We start from the raw sequence: 20,643 nt of genomic DNA, 5'->3' as shown, positions 1-20,643 counted from the left end.
AAACGGAGCATCCATTCCATGAAGACGAACACGACACGCCGCACATTCATGCAACAGACGGCGGCCGGGGCGGCGGCCCTGGCGCTGGGAGGATCGGCCATGGCCGCAACGAAGCGCGAATACGGGATTTCGCTGGCGGGCTGGTCGCTGCACCGCACAATCGGCGAGGGCGAGGGGAAGGTTCCCATGCTCGACATGCCGAAGATGACGCGGGAGACGTGGGACATCGAGGCGATCGAGCTGGTCAGCGGGATGCTGCCGAGCACGGAAAAGGCCTGGCGCGACCAGCTGGCGAAGAACGCTTCGGATCATAATGTGAAGATTCTGCTGATCATGATCGACGGCCAGGGCAATATCGGCGGGGCGGCGCAGGAGCAGCGGGATGACGCGGTGAAGCGCCATTCGGAGTGGATCGACTACGCGGCGGACTTTGGCTGCCATTCCATCCGCATGAACTGGGCGGGCGCGGAAAAGGGCACGGAGAAGGACGAGGCGCTGCTGGACGACTTTGTGAAGCGGTCCGTGCCGGGTTTTCACGCGCTCTGCGAGTATGGCGACAAGAAGAATATCAACGTGATCATCGAGAACCACGGCGGTCCGTCGTCGTACCCCGACTGCATGGACAAGCTGATGGCGGCGGTGGATCACCCGCGCTTCGGCACGCTGCCCGATTTCGGGAATTTCCCGGAAGATGTCGATATTTACGAGGGGATCGACCGGCTGATGCCCTACGCCAAGGCGCTTTCCGCCAAGTGCTATGATTTTGACGCGGAAACGGGGCTCCACACGGACCGGGACCGGAAAATGGTTGATTTTGAGCGGATGCTCCAGATCTGCGTGGACAAGCACGGGTACAACGGGTATATCGGGATCGAGTATGAAGGCAACATCATGAGCGAAATCGACGGCATTGCGGCCGCGAACAAGCTTCTGATCAAATTGCGCGGCTGAGGTTTGACGCGGGCGGGCGACCGGGCGTCGGTTGCCCGCCCGTGTGAACTGGGCGGCGCGGAGATGGCGTGAAGTATTCGTATTTCGTGCTCCTTGCCAAAGTGGTGGCCGTGTTCCGCAAACAGGATTCAACGGGAAGACCGAGCGGGGGCGTTGCCGAAGGGGGCGATTGGGCTGACCTCTACCTTGGAGCAGTGTCGCGGCGGTATGCGTGTCCTATTCGATAGTTTTCCCAAGCTACGCGAGACCCTGCCGCACGTGGCGCTCGCCGCCTTGCCGACGCCGGTGCGGGCGTGGCCGGAGCTTGCCGCGGAGGCGGGCTGTGCGGCGCTGTATGTGAAGTGCGACGACCTCACCGGCCCGGAATACGGCGGGAACAAGGTGCGGAAGCTGGAGTTCCTGCTTGGCGCGGCGCGCGCGCGGGGGGCGCAAACCGTCTTGACGTTTGGCGCGGCCGGGTCGAACCACGCCCTGGCGACGGCGATCTACGCGCGGCGGCTGGGATTCGGGGCCATCTCCATGCTCGCGCCGCAGCCTTATACCTCGGCGATCCCGCGGAATCTGCTTCGCGGCCACGCGGCGGGGGCCGACCTTCGGCTGTATCTCGGTCGGGCGGCGGTGGCGCGGGGCACGGTGGAGGAAGTCGTGCGTGCGGTCCGGGAAGGGACGCCCCGGCCCTACATCATCCCCGCGGGCGGCAGCTCGCCCCTGGGCACGGTGGGATTTGTGAACGCGGGCCTGGAGCTTGCGGAGCAGGTGCGGGCGGGCGAATTGCCGGAACCGGCGGCCCTCTACGTGGCGTCGGGCACGATGGGCACGTGCGCCGGGCTGCTGATCGGCCTGATGGTGGCGGGGCTCAAGACCGAGGTGCACGCGGTGCGCGTCACCGCGCCGCCCTTTACGAGCCCCGAGCGCGCGCGGATGCTGTTCGCGCGGACGGTGGGCCTGCTGCGAAGGGCGGATCCGGGTTTTCCGAACCTGGAATTCCCCGAGGCGCAGTTCCGGCTACGGGAGGGCTTTCTCGGAGCGGGCTACGCGCGGGCGACGGATGCGGCGCGCGAGGCGGTGGCGCGGGTCAGGGCGCGGGAGGGGGTGACGCTGGAAGCGACGTACACGGGCAAGGCGCTGGCGTGCCTGCTGGACGATGCGCCGGCGGGGCGATTGCGGGGCGGCCCGGCGCTATTCTGGAATACGTATAATTCACGGCCGATTGGCCCCGAAGTCAAATCGGTGGACCACCATCAACTTCCGGCGGCGTTCCATCGTTACTTTGGGGGCGCCGGACCGGCGCCCGATATCAGGTGTTGAGCGCACGGGCGGTGAATCCCCGGAAGTTGTGGCGGTGGTATTCGCGGACTTCCCGGAACGCGTCGTCGGCGCAGACGGGGCAGTACCCGTGGCTGACTTCCGCGAGCCGAACCTGGTCGGCCTGGGCATCGACCCAGTTTCCGTCCATCCGGACTTTCTTACAAACGCAACATTGTACGACCATAACGATGCCTGCCTTTCTGCAGCGAACTCCTTGCATCGATAGGTGGAGCATGGACCGTGCCAACTCCTGGAGTTGTTTGACAACTTGAATTAAAAACGCGGCCAACCATACACTAAGTGGTCGCTACGGCGCGGATGGGCAAGAACGGCTCCATTTTGGAGCGATATCAAGGCAGAAATTGCCCGGCAAAGCCTGCGGGAATTGCCGGGTGTCAACAGATTACTTGGATCGAGCGTTGCGGAGATTTAATTTTTTTCGCACTTTTCGCTGCTTGGCGAGAGCCCACTTTTTGCCACTTTGACGGAGAACTGTGATGATTGACGTTCAGGGGATCACAAAGTTTTACGGTCCCATCGCGGCCGTGCAGGATGTCTCCTTTCAGGTTGCATCGGGCGAAATCGTGGGATTTCTGGGCCCGAATGGCGCGGGGAAAAGCACAACGATGCGCATTCTGACGGCGTTTGCGCCGGCGACGCGGGGCGAGGCGCGGATCGCGGGTTTCGAAGTGCATGCGTCGCCGCTGGAAGTGAAGCGGCGCATCGGGTACCTGCCGGAGCGCGTGCCGCTGTACGACGAGATGGTGGTTTCGAGTTTTTTGCAGTATGTGGCGGAGCTGAAGGGGGTGGAGAAAGGCCAGCGGCGGAATGAAGTGGGATCCGCGCTGGAGCGCTGCGGGCTGTCGCACATGGCCAACCGGCTGATCGGGAACCTTTCGAAGGGCTATCGGCAGCGGGTGGGGCTGGCGCAGGCGCTGATTGGCAGCCCGCCGGTGTTGATACTGGACGAGCCGACGGTGGGCCTGGATCCGGCTCAAATCGTGGAGATCCGGCAGATGATCCGGGGGTTGCGCGAAAAGCACACGGTTTTGATCAGCACGCACATTCTACCGGAGGTGGCGATGCTGTGCGAACGGGCGATCATCATCAACCAGGGCCGCGTGGTGGCGGAGCGGCCGATAGAGAATCTGCCGGGGGAAGGGGGCGGCACCGGGCTGGAGACGCTGTTTCTGGAAGCGATCACGGCGGACCGGGCGCCGCTGGCGACCGGGGAGGGCGCGTGATGCGGAACACCTGGGCGGTATGCAAGCGCGAATTCAAGGCGTTCTTCCTTACGCCGGTGGGCTACGTTGTGGTGGGCATGGTCGCGCTGATCGCGGGCCTGGCCTTTTCGATATCCTTCACGATGCACGCGGAGGTGACGCAGAACCCGACGATGTACGCGTTTACCGCGGTGCCGGATTTTGAAGAGACCTTTCTCAGCCCGTACCTGGTGTTTTGCGGGATGCTGATCATGTTTTTGACGCCGCTGATCACGATGCGGCTGTTGGCGGAAGAGCGGCATCGGGGGACCATCGAGTTTCTTCTCACGCAGCCGCTGCGCGACCGGGAGATCATCTTCGGCAAGTTCCTGGCGGCGCTCGGGGTGCTCGGGATGATGATGCTGTGCATCGGGGTGAACCTGATCATCATGGGCTGGTATGTGGAGGGAGTGGAGCCGCCGGTGCTCGTATTCGGGTTGCTGACGGTATTTCTGATGGGCCAGGCGTGCATCAGCCTGGGGCTTTTTGTATCGTCGATCACGAAGACGCAAATTATGTCGGGCACGATCACGTTCGGCCTGACACTGATCCTTTTCATTCTGGGCAACCTCGGCGACGACATGCCGGCGACGAGCCCGGCGCCCGAAGGGTGGCCACCGGTCCTGCGCGAAACCGTGGCGACGTTTTACGCCGTGTTCCGCGGTCTGGTGGTGGAGTTGCCGATCGACGCGCACGCCAAGGAGATGGCGTTGGGCGTGGTGCAGCCGGTCGATATTGCGTACTACGTGCTTTTCAGCGCGTTTTTCATTTTCTTGACGTTCCGGGCGCTCGAAAGCCGGAACTGGAGGGGTTAGCAGCGTGTCACGTATACGAACCCTGACGGGCCTGGCGTCGGCGGGATGCCTGGCGATTTCATTGAACCTGCTCGTGTGGCAGCAGAGCGCGTACGCGGGCGCGGTGTGGGGCGCGCTGTTGCTCGGCCTGGCGCTTGGCGCGGCGTGGCTTGTGATGGCGACCGCCGGTCTCGCCGGGAGCGCCGGCTGGGAGGGTTGGGCCGCGGGCGGCGTGAACGCGGCGCTTTCGACCTTCTTTTTCCTGGGCATCTGCGTTGTGCTGTTCGTCTTTTTCTCCAAGTGGGACGCCTCGTGGGATCTGACGCAGGAGGGGCGTCGCGAACTGGCGCCGCAGACGGTGCAGGTGCTCCAGTCGATGAACCGCGAAGTGGAGGTTCTTTGTCTCTTCCTGCGGCTGGACGACGAACTGGTGTGGATCGCGCGCGACAAGACGCTGCGCTTTCTGGAGCAGTGCCGGAAACACACGGGGCTGCTGAAGGTGGAGGAGCTGGATCCGCAGATCGAGATGCCGCGGCTTGAGGCGATGGGGCTGACGCACGTCTCCACGCAGGGCACTATCGTGATCCGGTCTGGGGGGCGGCAGCGGGTGATTACGCTGAGCGGGGGCAGCCCGCGGCTGGAGGAGCGCGATTTCACCAATGCGCTGATTAACGTGCTGCGGGACAGCGAGCTGCACGTGGGCTTTCTCACGGGCCACCAGGAGCGGGATTTGAGCGACACGGATCCGCAAACGGGCGGTTCGGCGTTTGGCAACCTGCTCGTGGGCGAGTCGTATCAGATCGGGCGGGTGGCGATTCAGATCAGCAACCCGGAAGTGCCCCCGGAGCTCGATATCCTGGTGATTAACAACCCGGGCGGCGACCTGCACCCGCTGGAGATTCAGGCGATCGACGATTACCTGGAGCAGGGCGGGCGCCTGCTGGTGCTGCTGGAGCCGTGGACCGAGGTGAACGCCGCGCTCGGGCATGGCGAGCAGTTACGGCCCTGGCTGGAATCCCGGTTTGGCATCCAGGTGGGGAGCGATGTGTTGCTTTCGAAGGATCGGGAGAAGCCGTGGCAGCTCGAACTGCGCAACAGCGACGCGCCGTTTGAAGGGGTGGACGCGGGCTTCATGCAGTACAACGGGTCGTTCCACAAGGAGCACGCGATCACGAACAGCCTCGACCAGGCGCTGCTGCTGGGGTCGGTCCGGTCGGTGTCGCGCGCGGAGAAGGTTCCGGACGGCGTGGTGGTGACCGAATTGCTTCGCAGCACGCCGGATTACTGGGCCGAGTCGGACGTCAAGGGACTCCGCGAAGGCGGGCCGCTTGTACGGCACGCGGAAGAGCGGGGCGGGCCGTTGCCCATCGCGGCGGCGGCGGTCCGGCGAACGGAGAACGTGGACGAAACGGGCCAGCCGGTGACGAGCCGGGTGGTGGTGGTAGGCGATGCGGATTTCGTGACGAACGGCCAGCTGATGACGGAGGTCCAGGGCAACCTGAACCTCATGCTGAACACGTTCGCGTGGCTCAGCGAGCGCGAGGACCTGATCGCGATCCGCCCGTCCGGGAAGACGGACCGGGCCATCGTATTGAGCGACCGGGACAAGCGCGCCATCGTCTGGGTGAGCACGCTGCTGACGGTGCAATTGATTATCGCGGCGGGCATCGCGGTGTATATCCTGCGGAGAAAGTACCGATGAAGTTTCGGAACACGGTGCAATTGGGCGCGCTGCTCGCGCTGCTGATTCTGGCGTATTTTGGCTGGCAGTATTTTCAGGCGCAGAGCGAGCAGCTGGCGCAGGAAGCGAAGCGCGTGTTCAGCTTCGAAGGGGCGGATATCGAGCGCCTCTCCATCGATCAGGTGGACGCCGAGCCCACCGCCGGCGCGCGTGACGAGTCGGGGAGCTGGACGATCCGCGAGCCGAACCCGACGATCAAGCCGAATGCGGAGCTTTGGGACCGGGTCGCGGAGCAGACGGCCAGGCTGATGAACGAGCGCACACTTCCGGAGGGCGCGCTGGGGCTGGAGGCGTACGGGCTGGAGCTGCCGCGGCTGGTGGTCGGCCTGGAGTCGGGGGGCGCGCGGCACACGTTGCGCTTCGGGTTTCTCGAGCCAACACAGACCCTGCGCTACGCCCAGCTGGACGATGGCCCGGTGTTTCTGGTGAAGAAGGAGGCCGTGTTTGAGCTGGACCGCCCGCTGGAACTGCTGCGCCAGTCCTGGCTGGTGGACCGGCACGAGGCGCCGGTGCTGCGCCTGGAGTTCGCGCGCATCATGACCGAAGCGGAATACGAGCGGCAGCTCGAGGTGGTGACCGACCCGCCGCCGGTGGGCACGGAATCGGACGTGGTGATTATCGTCGAGCGATCCTCCGCCGAGGCGCCGTGGATGCAAATTTCCCCGGTGAGCACGGCGGCGAACCAGGAGAAGGTGGACGAGCTGGTCAAGGAGATCCAGTACGCGCGAGGTCGGCATTTCGTGGACGCGCCGGAGTCCTACGCCGACTATGGCCTGGAACCCGCGACGGCCCGCATAACGATCGAGAACGGCGCGGAAGGCGGCGGGCGGCAAACCTTCTATTTCGGGGATATGGGCGCGGTCGGCGGCGAGGGTGGGGCCAGCGGCGTGTGGGTCCGGAAGGAGGGGGAGCCGGCGGTGTTCCTGATGGATGGCCACATCACGCGGCTGTACCCGCGGATCAACGCGCTCCGCGAGCGGCGTCTGATTGCACGGCGGATCGGCGCGTTCCGCAAGCTCGAGTATATCGGGCGGGATTCGTCGTTTACGCTGGAGCGCCTCGCCTCCGAGGGCGACGCCTGGTCCATGGTGGACCCGCCGCTGGACGACACCGACGAGTTGTACGTGACGCACTATATCGCGGCGCTGAAGTCCGTCGAGGGCGTGCAGTTCTATCCCGAGGGGCCCGAAGTCTACGGGCTGGACGACCCGGAGGCGATCATCCGCTTCTCCGGCGCGGAGGGCGAGGAGCCGCTGGAAATCCGGCTGACGCCCGATCCCGGCGACCCGGATCGCTACTACGCGCTGACGGATGCGGGCGAAGTGGCGGGCGTGCCGAAGGAGCACGTGGCCTTCGCGATCGCTTCGCCGCAACATTTCCGGGACTTGTCGCTACTGCGGTTTTCACTGGATCGCGCGCAGAAGATGGTCTTCCAATTTGACGGGGTGGAATATACGCTCGAAAAAGCGTATAACCGTTGGGTGGTGACCGCGCCGGAAGACCGGTTCATGCCGAACCAGCAGGACGCGATGACGCTGCTGCTGGCGGTGGCGGGCCTTCGGGCGGTTGCCGTGGAGGAATCGACGGAGGCGGATTCGCCGGAATATGGCTTTGACGCGCCCCGCTTCACCATCCAGGTGACGCTGGCGCCGGAGCATGACGGCGGTGATCCGGTGGTGTTGGGACCGCTCGAAATCGGGGCGGTGACGCCGGGCATTGATGACGAGCGCTTTGCGCGCACGGCGTCCCGACCGGGTGTGTATCGGGTGAAGCAGTCGCTTATCGAGCAGGTTGGTTCGGCGGTTGCGGGTATCCGTACGCGTTCGGGCGGCGGGAGAACGGGTAATTAATAGACAAAAAGCGCGAATACTGTCCAGCCGGGGCGAGCCGGACCGCGCCTAACTTATAGTGGTGTGGGCAATTGCAGCGGGTTTTACTATTGACACGCTGCCCCCGCTATGCTATAAACAACGGGACAACAAATTGGGGACATTTATGGTTTTGCAACGTTTGAGGCCGTGGCGCCGGTCGTGGAGAGGCAAATTGCTTTCCCCGGTCGCGCCGGGCCACCTGGAGGATGGGGATCTCATGGGAGGGATCTATCCGGCGGGTGAGTTGCCGAATCTGGGTTACACCCCCTTAGAAGAACTGCGAGCTGTTTCGCCCCCACGGCGCCTGGCCGTGCGGGGGAGTCTTATTTTCCGCCGGAGGAGAGTTCAAACGTGAGCAAAAAGCACGGCGCCTTGGCAGGCTTTACCCTCTTGGGTCTACTGGCAATCGGGGTAGTGACGTGGCAGAGCAACGGGCCACGCGCCGCGGAGGCAGCCTCCGCGGCCGCCGCCCTGGAACCCGCATCGGCCAGTGCGCCCGAACTTCCGGCGGACGGGGCGGCGACGCCCGAGCCCGCGGCGGATGCCCGTCCGGTGGTGAACATTGTTCCGATCAACGCGTCCGCGCGCGATCCACGGCTTCCGGAAGTCCACGTGACGGTGGACGCGCCGGTGGACAGCGCCGATCCGGAGGCGCCCGAGATCCGGCTTGCGTCCAGCGCGGCGGCGGTTGCGCTTCCCGCCCTGACCGCCGGGGCCACCGGCGGCGAGAAGCAGGTGGACTGCAACCAGATCACGCTGAACATCGGGATTGACCCCCCCACGGGCCCGGCGGCGTTCCAGCCTACGTTGTCGAATCTCTCGACCTTCAACGGCTCGCCCAACATTCCCGGTTTGCAGAACGTCATCTGGCGCATTCGCAGTATGGAGGCGGACGCGGAAGGAAACTTCGAAGTTGACCGCACCATTATCCGCGACGCCAGCATCAATGGCGGCCGGGTGCGCCTGGATGGCGATGGCGGCGACAACACGCTGCCCCTCGCGGAGGGCGAATACGATGTTGGCATTCAGCTCGTATTCACCGGTGGCCAGCGATGCCCGCCGGCCGGGGCCGCGTTTATTGAGCAGATCATTGTGTCGAACGCCGGGGAACAGCCGCCGTCCGCCAACTTCACGGCGACCTCCCTCGTGGGCGACTTTGACGAGGCGGGCCTGCTCCCGTTGAACGACTGGGTGCCGCTGTTCCTCATTGAAATGTCGCACGGCGAAGATGATTTTGCGCCGCGCACGCTGACGAACCTTCAGTTTGAGATTACCGCCGGCCTCTGGGACGGGGGGCCGGCCTCCCGCCCGTATCCCGCGGGCGCGCGGCCGCAGGAAATCGATTTTCTCGAATTCGGGATTTTCCGGGACAACGGCGAAGACGGTCCCGATGGCGTGTGGGACGGGCGCAGCACGGGCACGCGCTACGATTCCAGCTTCCCTTTCTTGACGTGGGACGCGCACGGCTATCCGTACGAGATGCCGGTGCGCCCGGGCCTGACGCGCGGCGGCGGCAACCTGGTCTCCGGGCCGAACAACCGGAACTACCGGGTCAACGACACCTTCTACGACCTGAACTTTACCTTCGATCCCAACGCGGCGGGTTTCGATCCGAACGATCCGTTTGCGGACTTTCCGGCGGCGACCGGGATCAACCCGAAATTCCCGTTCAATGAATGGGTAACGGCCGGGCCGAGCCCGCACAACGTGTACATTGTTGCGGTTCGCCTTTCGAGCGCCTGGACCTCCGGAAAGTCGCTGGGCGTGGTGATTTCGGGCGCCCGCATGCAGCCCTATGTCGCGGACGGCGCATACAGCCAGGGCCGCCGCGTGGACCCGATGCCGCGCAACGCGGAGGGCGATCTGCTGGACAGTTTCTCGCCCGATTTCTTCGCGGGCGAGGTTGAGGCGGCGGAGGCGGGCTACTCCGCCAGTTTCGAGGTGTGGGATCAGAGCGGCTGGGACGACTTCTTCTCCGCGCCGGGCGATCGCTCCTACGACCGCGTGAACCACGACATCAAGATGTACACGCCCTACGGCGAGCACATCCGCCCACGCTGGGACGTGGGCGACACCATCATCAACGCCGTTACCGGCGAGTGGCTCGACCTGCGCGAACTCTTCCCGATCGAGACTTGGATTCCGGTAATCGCGATCAACGCGCACGCGGCGCAATTCGGCCTGGTCGAGCCGCTCGACGCGGTAGCCTTGCGTGAAATAAACGTCATCCTTACGGATATCGGCGGGGATCCCTACGGACCGCGCGGCAACGGGGGCTTTGATCCGACCGAGGGCTTGGACACGGTCACGTCGGAGACGAACGGTATCCTCGGAACAGCCTCCAATGTGGACTACGCCTTCAACGGCCTGTGGGTCTACCACGACAGCGACAATCAGAACAACGGCATCTTCGACGTTCCGTCCAACGCCGGCAGCATCGGCGTCACCTTCGATGACGACCCGATGTTCCCCGGGGCGTTCTTTGGCGCGGATATCAGCGGCGAGGGATTTGTCGAGCCGGGCCTGCTGGAGTGGGAGTACATTCCCTTCCCGCCGGGCGGCGGCGATCCGTGGTGGAAGCTCCGCATTCCGCTGGCTGGCGTAAACCGCCGAGGCTCCTTCAGCCTGAACAACACCCCCAACGGACTCTTGGAGTCCATCCCCGATCCCTACGGCACCCGCAGGCCGCGCGCGGATTACTTTGTCACCGTACGCGCCGACAGCGGCTTCCAGGACATTTCCGGGGTGCCGGGCGACGGCACCGGCCTGGCACTGGGCGCGGATTTCCGGGCCTTTATTGAACCGCGGCGCTGGTCGACCGGGCGCCCGGGCTCATCGAGCGGCGCGCCGAGCGAACCGGGGCACTGGGAAGGCGGCATCTGGTTCAGCAACCAAATCCCCGCCAACCTGTTCCCGTCGGGCCGCCAGATCGACCCGAGCGGCGTGCGGAATTTCCGCACGGGCTACGCGCAGGACGACCCGATTGTGGATTACTTGTGCCCGCCGGACCAGTTCCCCTGTCCGACGCTGGACCAGCTCTATCCGGTGGAACCGTGGTGGCCCGAGCGCTACTCTGATCGCAACACGGTCAAACCGCAGCGTTCCGGATTCGAAGTGCACGACCTGGTGCTGACCTACAGCACGAACAACCTGTACGCCAAAGAGACCTTCGTTCAGATGGGGCAGAACATCGGCGCGTCGGCCCCGTTTACGTATTACAGCGGCGCCAAGGCAAGCGACGCTTTCTGGACCGATCCCTCGCTCGCCGGCGTGGATCCCGTGACCGGCGCGTTCGACGGCGCTTCGCTGTTCAGCGTGGGTATCCTCGAATCCCGCTTTAACAGCTTTTTCAGCCTCGGCGGTTTCCCGGACATTACCGACGGCATCACGCTTATCGGCGCCTCCGTGGCGGGGCGGGGCGGGCTGCTGGCGGACGACACCCTGACGTCGTCGCAGTATTCCTTCGAGACGGTGCCGTTCAAGCTCAGCGGCGACGCGATCGACGCGCAGCTCAACGATCCGCGGTCGGTTTTCTTCCCGAATCCGCCGCAGCAGCCGACGCTGCCGCGTTACAGTTCCTGGCCTCCGTTCGACACGGGGCTGATCAACGCGGGCAACGCGGGCGAGGTTTATCTCGCGTCCGAAGGCGCGATGGCGAACGAGCCCTACCACAACCCGACTTCCTCGATGTCCGAGTTCACCTATTCGGACGACGTGTATGTATTTGTGGCGCAGGACCCGCAGTACGGCGCGATAGGGAATGTGGCCGGCATGTGGCTGGTCGACGAGCACGGCGCGCGGGCGCGCATTCTCAGCAACACGGGCAACGCGCTTACGCTCCAGGACGGCCACCGGTTCTACCTGGATCGCTTCCTCATGGCCGGCCAGGAATTGACCCTGCCACGGCACCCGTTCGGCGTGCAGCAGAATGCCCGGGTGGCGCGCGGCAAGTGGATGATCGTGAGTGATACGCTGGTGCGCGGCGAATACCCGCGGATGAGCAACTGGCCCGCCGGTCTCGACCGCGACGTGTCCCAGGACCTTCGCGGCCTTCGCGCGGCGCGCCTGCTCAAGCAGTACGCGTCGTTCAACTCGCAGCCGACGGCGATGCTCGGCATCAACCTGATCGGCGCGGACGACCAGACCGTGAACAGCTTCCCGAATCTCTCGGTGAACGCGATCACGGTGGCGTTCTGGGGCCCCGAATTCGGCATCAACGATTTGGCGCGACTGGATCCGGATGGGCTCCTGTCGTCGTCGGGCGTGCTGCTTTATGAAGACACCAACCAGAACGGCGTCTTTGACGCGCCGATCTTCCGCGAGGGTTCATCGACCCCGCAGTTCATCGACCGGATTGTGCCCGTCGAGCCGCGCAGCCTGAACTGGCGCACGGAGCCCGAGCCGATCAACCTGTACGGCAAGCTCGACCCGGATACGGGCAACTACGCGGCGGACGACCTCAGCGGCGACGGCATCGTGTTTACAGGCAACCAGAACGATCCCGCCGAGGTGGCCGCCTTCCGCGCCACGTTGAGCGCCGAAGACGCCGCCCGCTTCGACGGGTTGAGCGATCGGGCGTGGGTGCTGACCCTCCACCTGGACGACCTGTGGACCGTGCCGCAATCCGACACGCGCACCGGCGGGCCGAACGGCTCGTTTGGCGACACGGGCGGCGAGACCGGTGGCGGCGACGCCGGTGGCGGCACTGGCGGTGGCGGCACGGGCATCGGCGGCGGCGATGACGATGACGACAACGATCGGGGACGCAACAAGTCCGTTGGCGGGCGCTGGCCGAGCTTCTGGACCAGCGCGCCGACCCTGCTCGACCTGGACGCGCCGCAGCCCAAGGCCCTCCCGGCGGGCGGCAACCAGGGCGACGACCTGTTCATCGTCGTCCGCACCTCCGAGACGATAGGCGCGTTCAAGGAATTCCGCGCGGTTATTCCGGCGCGGCTTCCGAACCGGAGCCCCGTGGCCGAGCAAATCGCCGGCATCGAGGTCTCTCCGCGCACCTATCCCGTAGTCGGGTCCTTCGAGAAGGTGAACCCGGACGAAGGCGCCCTGGGCGACTTCTTCGGGCATGACATGCTGGCGATCGATGTGCCCGCGCGCATCGTGACGGAAAACATCAACGGGCCGGCGGTGGCGTCGTCCTTCCCGGCGAGCGTACAGCCGGGCAGCCCGCCCGGGGCGGTGCTCGGGATCGATGCGTCCACCAACCGCCCGGAGAACATTCTCGGCGAGGGCGCGACCGGCGTGGCGGGTACGGGCGCGTTTACGACGACCGGCGTCACGTGGACCGATGACATCGTTGGCGACTGGCTCATCGCGATGTGGCGCGACCCGGATCTGGATGGCGACGGGATTACCGCGCCGGATCGGGTTGAGGCCTACGAGATCACGGCCGTGAGCGGATCCACGCTTACGCTGCGCGCCGGCACGCCGGCGAACGGCAGCCCCTGGCAGGTGGTTCGCAACCCGACCTTCCTGGAACAGGTGATTGTTGAATTGTACGACGTCGGCAACGACGGCAAATTCGATCCGCAGCGCGACCTCCTGCCGCTGAATCACGAGGATCCGGCGAACGGCGCGCTCAGCGGCCTGTCGCTCTACCGCGACAACGACGCGCACCCGCTGAACACGAACGGGCGATTTGACCCGCCGTTCCTCAACCCCGAGACGCAGCAACTTGAGTACATCGACCTGCCGATAGCGCTGGACGACGCGCCGAAGTTCATCGGCCTCGTGGGCGAGCCGGAGCGCCAGGTGAAGTTTGTCTTCTCGTCGCCGGGCACGGACAATCTGGTCGGCCGCGACGCGCTGGCCTACGAGGCGCAGCCGCGCCTCCGCCAGCCCATCCCGAACCGCTTCGGGCAGGCGAACAGCGATCCGGAATTTGGTTCGGACTTCTTCGTGGTGGTGCGCACGTCGCGCAACATGAGCCTGGGCGACGATTTCCAGGCCGCGATCGTATCGTGGGGCCCGAACACCCCGACCGAACCGGACCCGGACAACTTCAGCCCCGACCTCCGCGGCACGAGCGGCCAGCGCGAGGACGAGTTCGACATCTTTTCGGAATTCCCGTGGGGCGCGCGCGGCCTGGGCTTCATCTCCTTCTTCAAGGATCGCCCGGAAGTGCGCTACTGGACCTACAACAAGGACCGCCGCCGCGTCGAGCCGATGACGGAACTGGATCACAGCCAGGACGACAAGAACGTCCGCCACTGGATCCGCACGAACCCGAATGTCGCCGGGCGCAGCAGGACCATTGTCTCGACGGCGTCGCCGACGATCGACTTCACGGTGGATCGCAACCGGCAGTCCGTCGGGCAGCCGGTCACCTTCACGCTGTGCGTTACGGACACGGACGTCACCCGCGTGGTATGGAACTTTGGGGACGGCAATACGCTGGAGGACCTGAATCCCACGCCGATCGCGCCGGATCCGGACAATCCGAGCGTAACCTGCTTCGAATACCAGCATATCTACGAGGACGAGGGCACGTATACCGTTTCGGTCACCGTGACGGATGGCAACGGCGTGGAGGACACGGTCACGCGCGTGAACGTCATCCAGATCGTGCCGTTCCCGTTTGCGGACTTCATTGGCGCGCCGCTGGACGGCGCCCTGACGCCGGATCCGGGCGGCCAGCTGCCCGACGGGCTGGATGTGCAGTTCACCGACCTGAGCCAGGGCGGTCCGGACTACGAGGTGGTTTCGTACAGCTGGAACTTCGGCGACGGCAATACCTCCACCAATCAGAACCCCGTACACCGCTACACGGCGGAGGGCTTCTACACGGTATCGCTGCAGGTGGTGTTCCGCAACCGGGAGACGGACGAGGAAGTCGTCCGCACGATCGAGTTGCTGAACTACATCACGGTCCGGCCCTGCGTGGGCCCGGGCTGCGCCGACCCCGGCGAGGGCGAAGGCGAGGGTGAAGGCGAAGGTGAAGGCGAGGGTGAAGGCGAAGGCGAAGACCAGCCCACGGCGGACTTCACGGTAACCAGCATGATCCGGGACGGGGAAGCGCTCATCCCGCTTATGAACTGGGTGCCGCTGCTGAACGTGGTCATGGCGACGGATCCGGAGAACCCCGCCGCGCGCATCCTCTCCTCGATCACCTTCCAGGTGCACGGGGACCCGCGATCGAGCGCCGACCTCGGCTATATCAATTCCGGCGGACCGGAGGCATCGGATCTGCTTGAGTTCGGTATCTTCTACGAGAACTTCTCGACGGATGACGAGGACAACAACAACCTTAACGCGGCGCACGACTTCCTGCTGGCGACGTGGGACGCGGCGGGCGACGACCTCGTCACGCTCGACACCACGGGAGGCAACCTGACCTACACGGTGAACTTCATCGGGTCGGGCACGCCGGAAGATCCGGAAGTTTTCGTGCCGGCCGGGCCCACGGGCGACAACACGATCGATGGCAACTCGTTCATCATCGCGTTCCGCACGTCCGCAACCTGGCGCACGCACCTGTCGCTGTCCACCACCGTCCTAGACGCCGAAATGGTCATTCCAGACGCCGACGGCACCTTCCCGGTGGACGCGGAAGGGGCGCCCATCGACTCCTATACGCCGAACTTCTTCGAGAACGAAATCCTGGACGAGGACGGCGGCTATTCGTCGAGCTTCGGCGTCTTTGACGCCCGCGGCAACAACGACGGTGACAATCTCTTCCCGAACAACAACAACTGGAACCACCCGTTCGTATTGCATCTGCCGACGGCGGAATTCGCCCGCCCGCGCTGGAACACGCCGGGCAAGCTGTTGACCGTGGCCGGCGCCGAAGGGCTTCAGTTGCGCCAGCTGATCGCGATCGAAGAGTGGGTCAACGTAATCAATATCAATTTGCACGCGACCCGCGCGGAGCACTTTGACTTCTTCGATCCGCTGGCGACCTCGGGCCACTTCTACGCGGAAGGGAAGCAGCCGTCCATCCAGCAGGTGAACCTCATCCTGACGGACATCGGCGCCGATCCCTTCGGCGTCCCCGGGAACGGCGGCTTTGATCCGCGCACGGATCTCGACTCCATCACCTACTCCAGCGTACGCCAGATCGGTTCGGAAATTGCCCGGGCCCCCAACTTCACCTTCAACGGCGCATGGGTCTGGGTAGACGGAAACAACAACGGAATCTTCGACCCGCCGACGCCCGCCGAAAACAATTTCGGCGTTCAGTTCAACGGCGACTTCCCCCTTCGCCCGCTCGCGGTGCGCGACGCCATCTGGGAATACATTCCATTCCCGCCGGGCGGCGGCGACCCGTGGTGGAAGCTTTCGCTCGACTTTGACCTGCTGCGCATCTTCGGCACGAGTGACGGAGATGAAGGACGCATCGAGGCCATACCGGACGACGTCATCGACTCCGAGTTGGCGGATGATTTCCCGGCGACCGACATAAGCCCGGATTACTTCGTGGTTATCCGGACCGACAGCGGCTTCAAGGACGTGTCGCAAGGTGTCGGCGACGGACAGGGCGTGCAGCCCGGCGCGGACTTCCGTGCGTTCATTGAGCCGCGCCGTTTCGACACCGCGACCCAGAGCTTCGAGGGCGGCATTTACGTCAATGCCCAGATTCCGGGACCCGGATTCGCCGTCTCGCAGAACGATCGCGTATACACCACGTGGCAGGATGATCCGCGATGGGGCGCGGACGAGCCCTGGTGGAACGAGCGGACCATGAACGAAAAATCGGCCAAGCCGATCCGCGTCGGCTTGGAGGTCCACGACCTCACCATGACCTATGGCTCGCACAACTTGGAGTTCGCGCGAGGCTCGGATCTCGCCTTCGGATTCCCCTTCAGCGCATCCTACTGCTATGGGTTCTCGAACGGCATCTTCGATCCGACCGATTTCGATCGCTGGATGGACCCGCTCGGTATACAGCAGTCGCGCTTCCTGAACGTGCACAGCGTGGGCGTTGAAAGCTTCCAGCCGCTCTACACCGTCGATTTCCAGATCTTCGACGACTCGGAGTCCATCCGGACCCTGCTCTCGGTCGGCGATTTCCAGTATCCGTTTGAGACCGTGCCGTTTGGCTCGGGCGCCCGGAACGAAACCCCGCGGTCGTCCGCAATCGGCCAGCAACCGGTCCAACCGGCGCTGCCGCGCTTCGGCACATGGCCCGGCGCGCTACTACCTGGCCAGTACCCGCGCTTGAGCGACTGGGCTCCCGAGGACGCCCGGGCGCGCCTGCTGGTGCAGCGCACCGACATTAACAACCGCCACCAGCCGCTGCTCGGCATCAATACCGTGGGCAGCGCGGACCCGGTCGTTAATGCCGCATCCGAGACCTACATCTCGGAGATCAACCTGGCCTTCTGGGGACCGGACTTTACGCCGGAGACGCTGTATCCCCTTGACCCGGCGGGCATCAACCTGGATTCGGGCGTCCTGTTGTGGGAAGACCGGAACACCGAGGGAGACTTCCTGCTCTCGCAAGGGGCCTACCTCAACCTGACGGATTTCAATGACTTCCTGGATCCGGGCCAGATCCTGTTCAATGAAGACCAGGTCGTGCCGCTGAACAACGCGCGTTGGGGTGCGGCGCCGGAGCTCATCGACCTCGATGGCGATGGCGCCCCCGACGATCTGGATGGCAACGGCTTGATCGACGACGGCGACCGGGCCTGGGTGCTCAAGCTCCAGCTTCGCACCCTGTGGCCGCTGCCCCACAATGACAGCGGTGGCGTCGGCGCGGCCGTCTCGAACTTGTTCCTGTGCCAGGGTTCCACCGGCGCCGGAACGGGTAGCGGCGGCGGTGGCGGCGGCGGCGGCGGTGGCGGCGGGACGACCGACGACGTCCTGTACATACACCATGGCGCGGGAAGCAGCTGGTTGTCCGCCGGTCTTTCGGACGCGCTGCTGGCGAAGGCGTACGTCGACGAGCGGAACGACATCCGCGAGTTGACCGACGTGCCTTCGGACTCGGGACGGCCGGATTCGCTGTCGCCGACGCCGGGGAACTTCACGGATATCCGGCACTGGCTGCTGTGGTTCAACGACTACCTCCGCGGCATCCGGGATCACGACACGGCGGACGGCATCAACCGCATCGTCATGTTCAACAGCGATGCGTTCACCAACCTGCTGGAAGGCGTGGGAAGCGTGCCCGGCGATCCGTTCGGTAGCGCGCAGACCTTCGAGAACTACAAGGCCGTGTTCCAGCACCCGTCGGGCCCCGGAACGGGCGCGATCTACAACGGCCCGAACGGCGTGGTTTACCGGCCGCTCGAGGACGTCTTCGCGGCGAACCCGGATATGATGTTCGTCGTGCTGACGGCGCCGCCGCTGCCCGCCGGGCAGACAACGGACGCCGAGGCCGACCTGGCGCGGCAGTGGGCCGACTGGCTGGTGAACACCTGGCAGGCTGGCTACAACTCGCGCAATCCGAGCCTGAAAAACGTGGTTGTGTTCGACTGGTTTGGGTTCCTGGCCCGCCCGGCGAGCGCGGGCGCGGGGCTCCGCCACCGCCTTAAGGAGGAGTACACGCGTTCGGGCAGCACGCTGCCAAACAACGACGCGCTCCGCGCGAGCACGGAGTTCTTCATCAGCGGCACGGACAGCACCGACAGCCTGCTGGATCTGGCCGTGGAGGCCTTCCCGCGGATCGACTTCACGCTACCGTCGAAGCTGGTTATCGCGGGCGGTAACACGGACCTGTCCAACAAGGCGCTCGATCTCGACGCGCCGCAGTCCGGAGACGACCTCTTCATTACGGTGAAGGTGTCCGACAAGGCGGCGGCCAACAGCCAGTTCCGCGCGCTGATCCCGGCCACGTTGCCGTCGCGCCCTGAAGGGCGCCGCGAGGCGGGTATCCGCTTCACGCCGACGGGCCACGCCAGCGCGGGCGCGCTGGTGAAGTCCAACCCGGACGAAGCGCCGGTGCAGGATTTCTACGGCCACGATGTGGTTACGATGAACATACCGCTGAAGCTGCGCGATCTCACGAGCCAGTCGGCTACGATCGACATCGGCGGTGCGGCGGTGGCCGCGATGGGCCTGGATATCTCGACCAACCGCCGGGATGAAGTCCGGGCGACGGGCCGGACGGGTGTCGGCACGCCGAACACCTTCACGGTCGCGGGCGCCGGCTGGACGCCGGGCGCGTTTGTGGGCGATTACCTGATCGACTCGCGTTACGAGGCCTACGAGATCACGGGCAACACCGCGACCGCGCTGACGCTGCTGAGCGGCGAGCCGCGCGACGGCGGCTGGAAGATCGTGCAGAACCCGACCTTCCTGGAGCAGGTTGTCGTGGAGTTCTACAACGAAGGCACCACGGCGGAGTTCGACGTGGCCACGGACCTGCTGCCGATGAACATCGACCAGCGTCTCAGTGGCGTGGCCCTGTACCGGGACAACGACTTCCATCCGGAAAACCGGAACGGCCACTTCGACGCCAATATCGATATACCGGTGCCCCTGGACGCCAGGCCGCAGCTGTTCGGCACGACGGGCGACGCGCAGCAGGTGAAGTTCGTCTTCTCCCTGCCGGGCACGGGATTCGCCGGCGACGATCCGGCGGCGCTGCCGCGCAACCGGCAGTGGGCGCCCAACTCGTGGGATGGCGAGTACGCGGAGAGCGACTTCTTCGTCGTGATACGCGCCTCCGAGGATATGCAGGTGAACGACAACTTCCGGATCGGTATTGTTTCCTGGGGTCCGAGCACCCCGACCGAGCCGGATCCGTACCTTTTCGCCCGCTTGAGCGGTCCCGCCCGCGAGGACTTCCGGAAGTTCCAGGAGTTCCCGTGGGGCAACCGCGGCGTCGGATTCATCTCCATCTTCAAGGATGGTCCGGTCCGCTACTTCATGGACGGCACACGGCCGGGCTTGAAGGTGGACAATAGCGGGTTCAACTGGGTGCGCACGCACTCGAACCAGAAGAAGCGGTCTGGCGTATTTACCGCGCGCGCGGTCCCGGTTGGGCCGACGTCCGTGGTAATCAATTCCGCGTCGACCACGGAACTGCCGGCGCAGACGCTGGAGGATAACCCGTTCAGCTTCGTTATCTTCGGCAGCGGCTTCGGCTCCAAGCCCGAAGTGGTGCTGACCGGCTATGACGTGACGGTAAACCAGGCGACCAACACGAGTATCTCCGTGACCATACGGACGATCCCCGGCCAGTCGCCGCAGGAGCCGATCGTGCTGATCGTGCGCAACCCGGACACGGGCAAGGAGGCGAGCCGCACCAACCTGTTCACGCTGGTGAGCGGGACCGGCGATGTGGCGCCGTCCATCACGCGCGTCACCCCGCAGCGGGCCGAGAAGTCGGACTTCCCGGTGCGCATTATCGGCGAGAATTTCCCGGATGCGGAGGATCTCGTGGTGATGTTCGGCAATACGGTCATGAACGACCTGTTCGTGAGCGGTGGCGGGACGTCCATCACGGTTGGGTTCCCGCAGGGCGGCTTCGCCGGCGTTGGCAAGATGAATGTGACCGTGCGCAACACGGCGAACGGGACACAGGCGATGAAGCTCAACGCCTTTGATTTCGTAAGCCAGCCGGATGTCGGCAAGCTGCCGGGATGCGGCGCGGGCGGCGCGGGCGGCGGCACGCCGCTTGGCGACCTGCTCGTGTTGATAGCGGCGGCGCTGTTCCTGGGCGGAGGCCTTTGGAAGCGCGGCGCCCGGAAGGCGTAGTATTCTAGACGCGGAACGTAACGTGGCCGCCCGCGCGGCCAGGAGAACAGCCCCGC

The 20,643-nt window shown here is 65.0% G+C and carries 8 protein-coding genes; 7 read left to right on the top strand and 1 reads right to left on the bottom strand.

All coding sequences use genetic code 11. The features are described from left to right. The first annotated feature begins 18 nt into the window (after positions 1-18). On the top strand, positions 19-951 hold the full coding sequence (locus KF886_23260) for a TIM barrel protein (protein ID MBX3180280.1): 933 nt from the start codon (positions 19-21) through the stop codon (positions 949-951). A 207-nt stretch (positions 952-1,158) separates the two neighbouring features. Then, complete coding sequence (locus tag KF886_23255; protein MBX3180279.1) at positions 1,159-2,259, top strand: pyridoxal-phosphate dependent enzyme; 1,101 nt, start codon at positions 1,159-1,161, stop codon at positions 2,257-2,259. Here KF886_23255 and KF886_23250 read toward each other — a convergent pair. Next, positions 2,249-2,407 (bottom strand): hypothetical protein, encoded by a 159-nt coding sequence (locus KF886_23250; GenBank protein MBX3180278.1) that lies wholly within the window; start codon positions 2,405-2,407, stop codon positions 2,249-2,251. The genes KF886_23255 and KF886_23250 overlap by 11 nt on opposite strands. Positions 2,408-2,756: 349 nt before the next feature. On the opposite strand from KF886_23250, the gene KF886_23245 reads away from it, so the two are divergent. From KF886_23245 to KF886_23225, 5 genes are all read left to right on the top strand, one after another. Continuing rightward, on the top strand, positions 2,757-3,503 hold the full coding sequence (locus tag KF886_23245; GenBank protein MBX3180277.1) for an ABC transporter ATP-binding protein: 747 nt from the start codon (positions 2,757-2,759) through the stop codon (positions 3,501-3,503). After that, positions 3,503-4,336: an ABC transporter permease subunit gene (locus KF886_23240; protein ID MBX3180276.1), complete on the top strand. Its 834-nt coding sequence runs from the start codon at positions 3,503-3,505 to the stop codon at positions 4,334-4,336. The genes KF886_23245 and KF886_23240 overlap by 1 nt, the downstream gene beginning before the upstream one ends. A gap of 4 nt (positions 4,337-4,340) precedes the next feature. Then, the gene (locus KF886_23235; GenBank protein ID MBX3180275.1) at positions 4,341-6,017 is read left to right on the top strand and encodes a GldG family protein; all 1,677 of its coding nucleotides are present in this window, start codon (positions 4,341-4,343) and stop codon (positions 6,015-6,017) included. Further along, positions 6,014-7,906 carry a DUF4340 domain-containing protein gene (locus KF886_23230; GenBank protein MBX3180274.1) on the top strand — a complete coding sequence of 631 codons (1,893 nt, stop codon included), beginning with the start codon at positions 6,014-6,016 and terminating at the stop codon, positions 7,904-7,906. The genes KF886_23235 and KF886_23230 overlap by 4 nt, the downstream gene beginning before the upstream one ends. 372 nt (positions 7,907-8,278) lie before the next feature. After that, positions 8,279-20,587 carry a PKD domain-containing protein gene (locus KF886_23225; GenBank protein MBX3180273.1) on the top strand — a complete coding sequence of 4,103 codons (12,309 nt, stop codon included), beginning with the start codon at positions 8,279-8,281 and terminating at the stop codon, positions 20,585-20,587. The last annotated feature ends 56 nt before the right edge of the window (positions 20,588-20,643 follow it).

Source organism: Candidatus Hydrogenedentota bacterium, from assembly GCA_019637335.1.
Taxonomy (GTDB): Bacteria; Hydrogenedentota; Hydrogenedentia; order Hydrogenedentales; family JAEUWI01; genus JAEUWI01.
Note: the sequence above shows the minus strand (reverse complement) of the source record. Positions and strands in the feature narration are given on the sequence as shown.

Excerpts from the sequence above, each read along its gene's own strand:
- KF886_23260 (MBX3180280.1), top strand. The coding sequence starts at position 19 with ATGAAGACGAACACGACACGCCGCACATTCATGCAACAGACGGCGGCC.
- KF886_23255 (MBX3180279.1), top strand. The coding sequence starts at position 1,159 with ATGCGTGTCCTATTCGATAGTTTTCCCAAGCTACGCGAGACCCTGCCG.
- KF886_23250 (MBX3180278.1), bottom strand. The coding sequence starts at position 2,407 with ATGGACGGAAACTGGGTCGATGCCCAGGCCGACCAGGTTCGGCTCGCG.
- KF886_23245 (MBX3180277.1), top strand. The coding sequence starts at position 2,757 with ATGATTGACGTTCAGGGGATCACAAAGTTTTACGGTCCCATCGCGGCC.
- KF886_23240 (MBX3180276.1), top strand. The coding sequence starts at position 3,503 with ATGCGGAACACCTGGGCGGTATGCAAGCGCGAATTCAAGGCGTTCTTC.
- KF886_23230 (MBX3180274.1), top strand. The coding sequence starts at position 6,014 with ATGAAGTTTCGGAACACGGTGCAATTGGGCGCGCTGCTCGCGCTGCTG.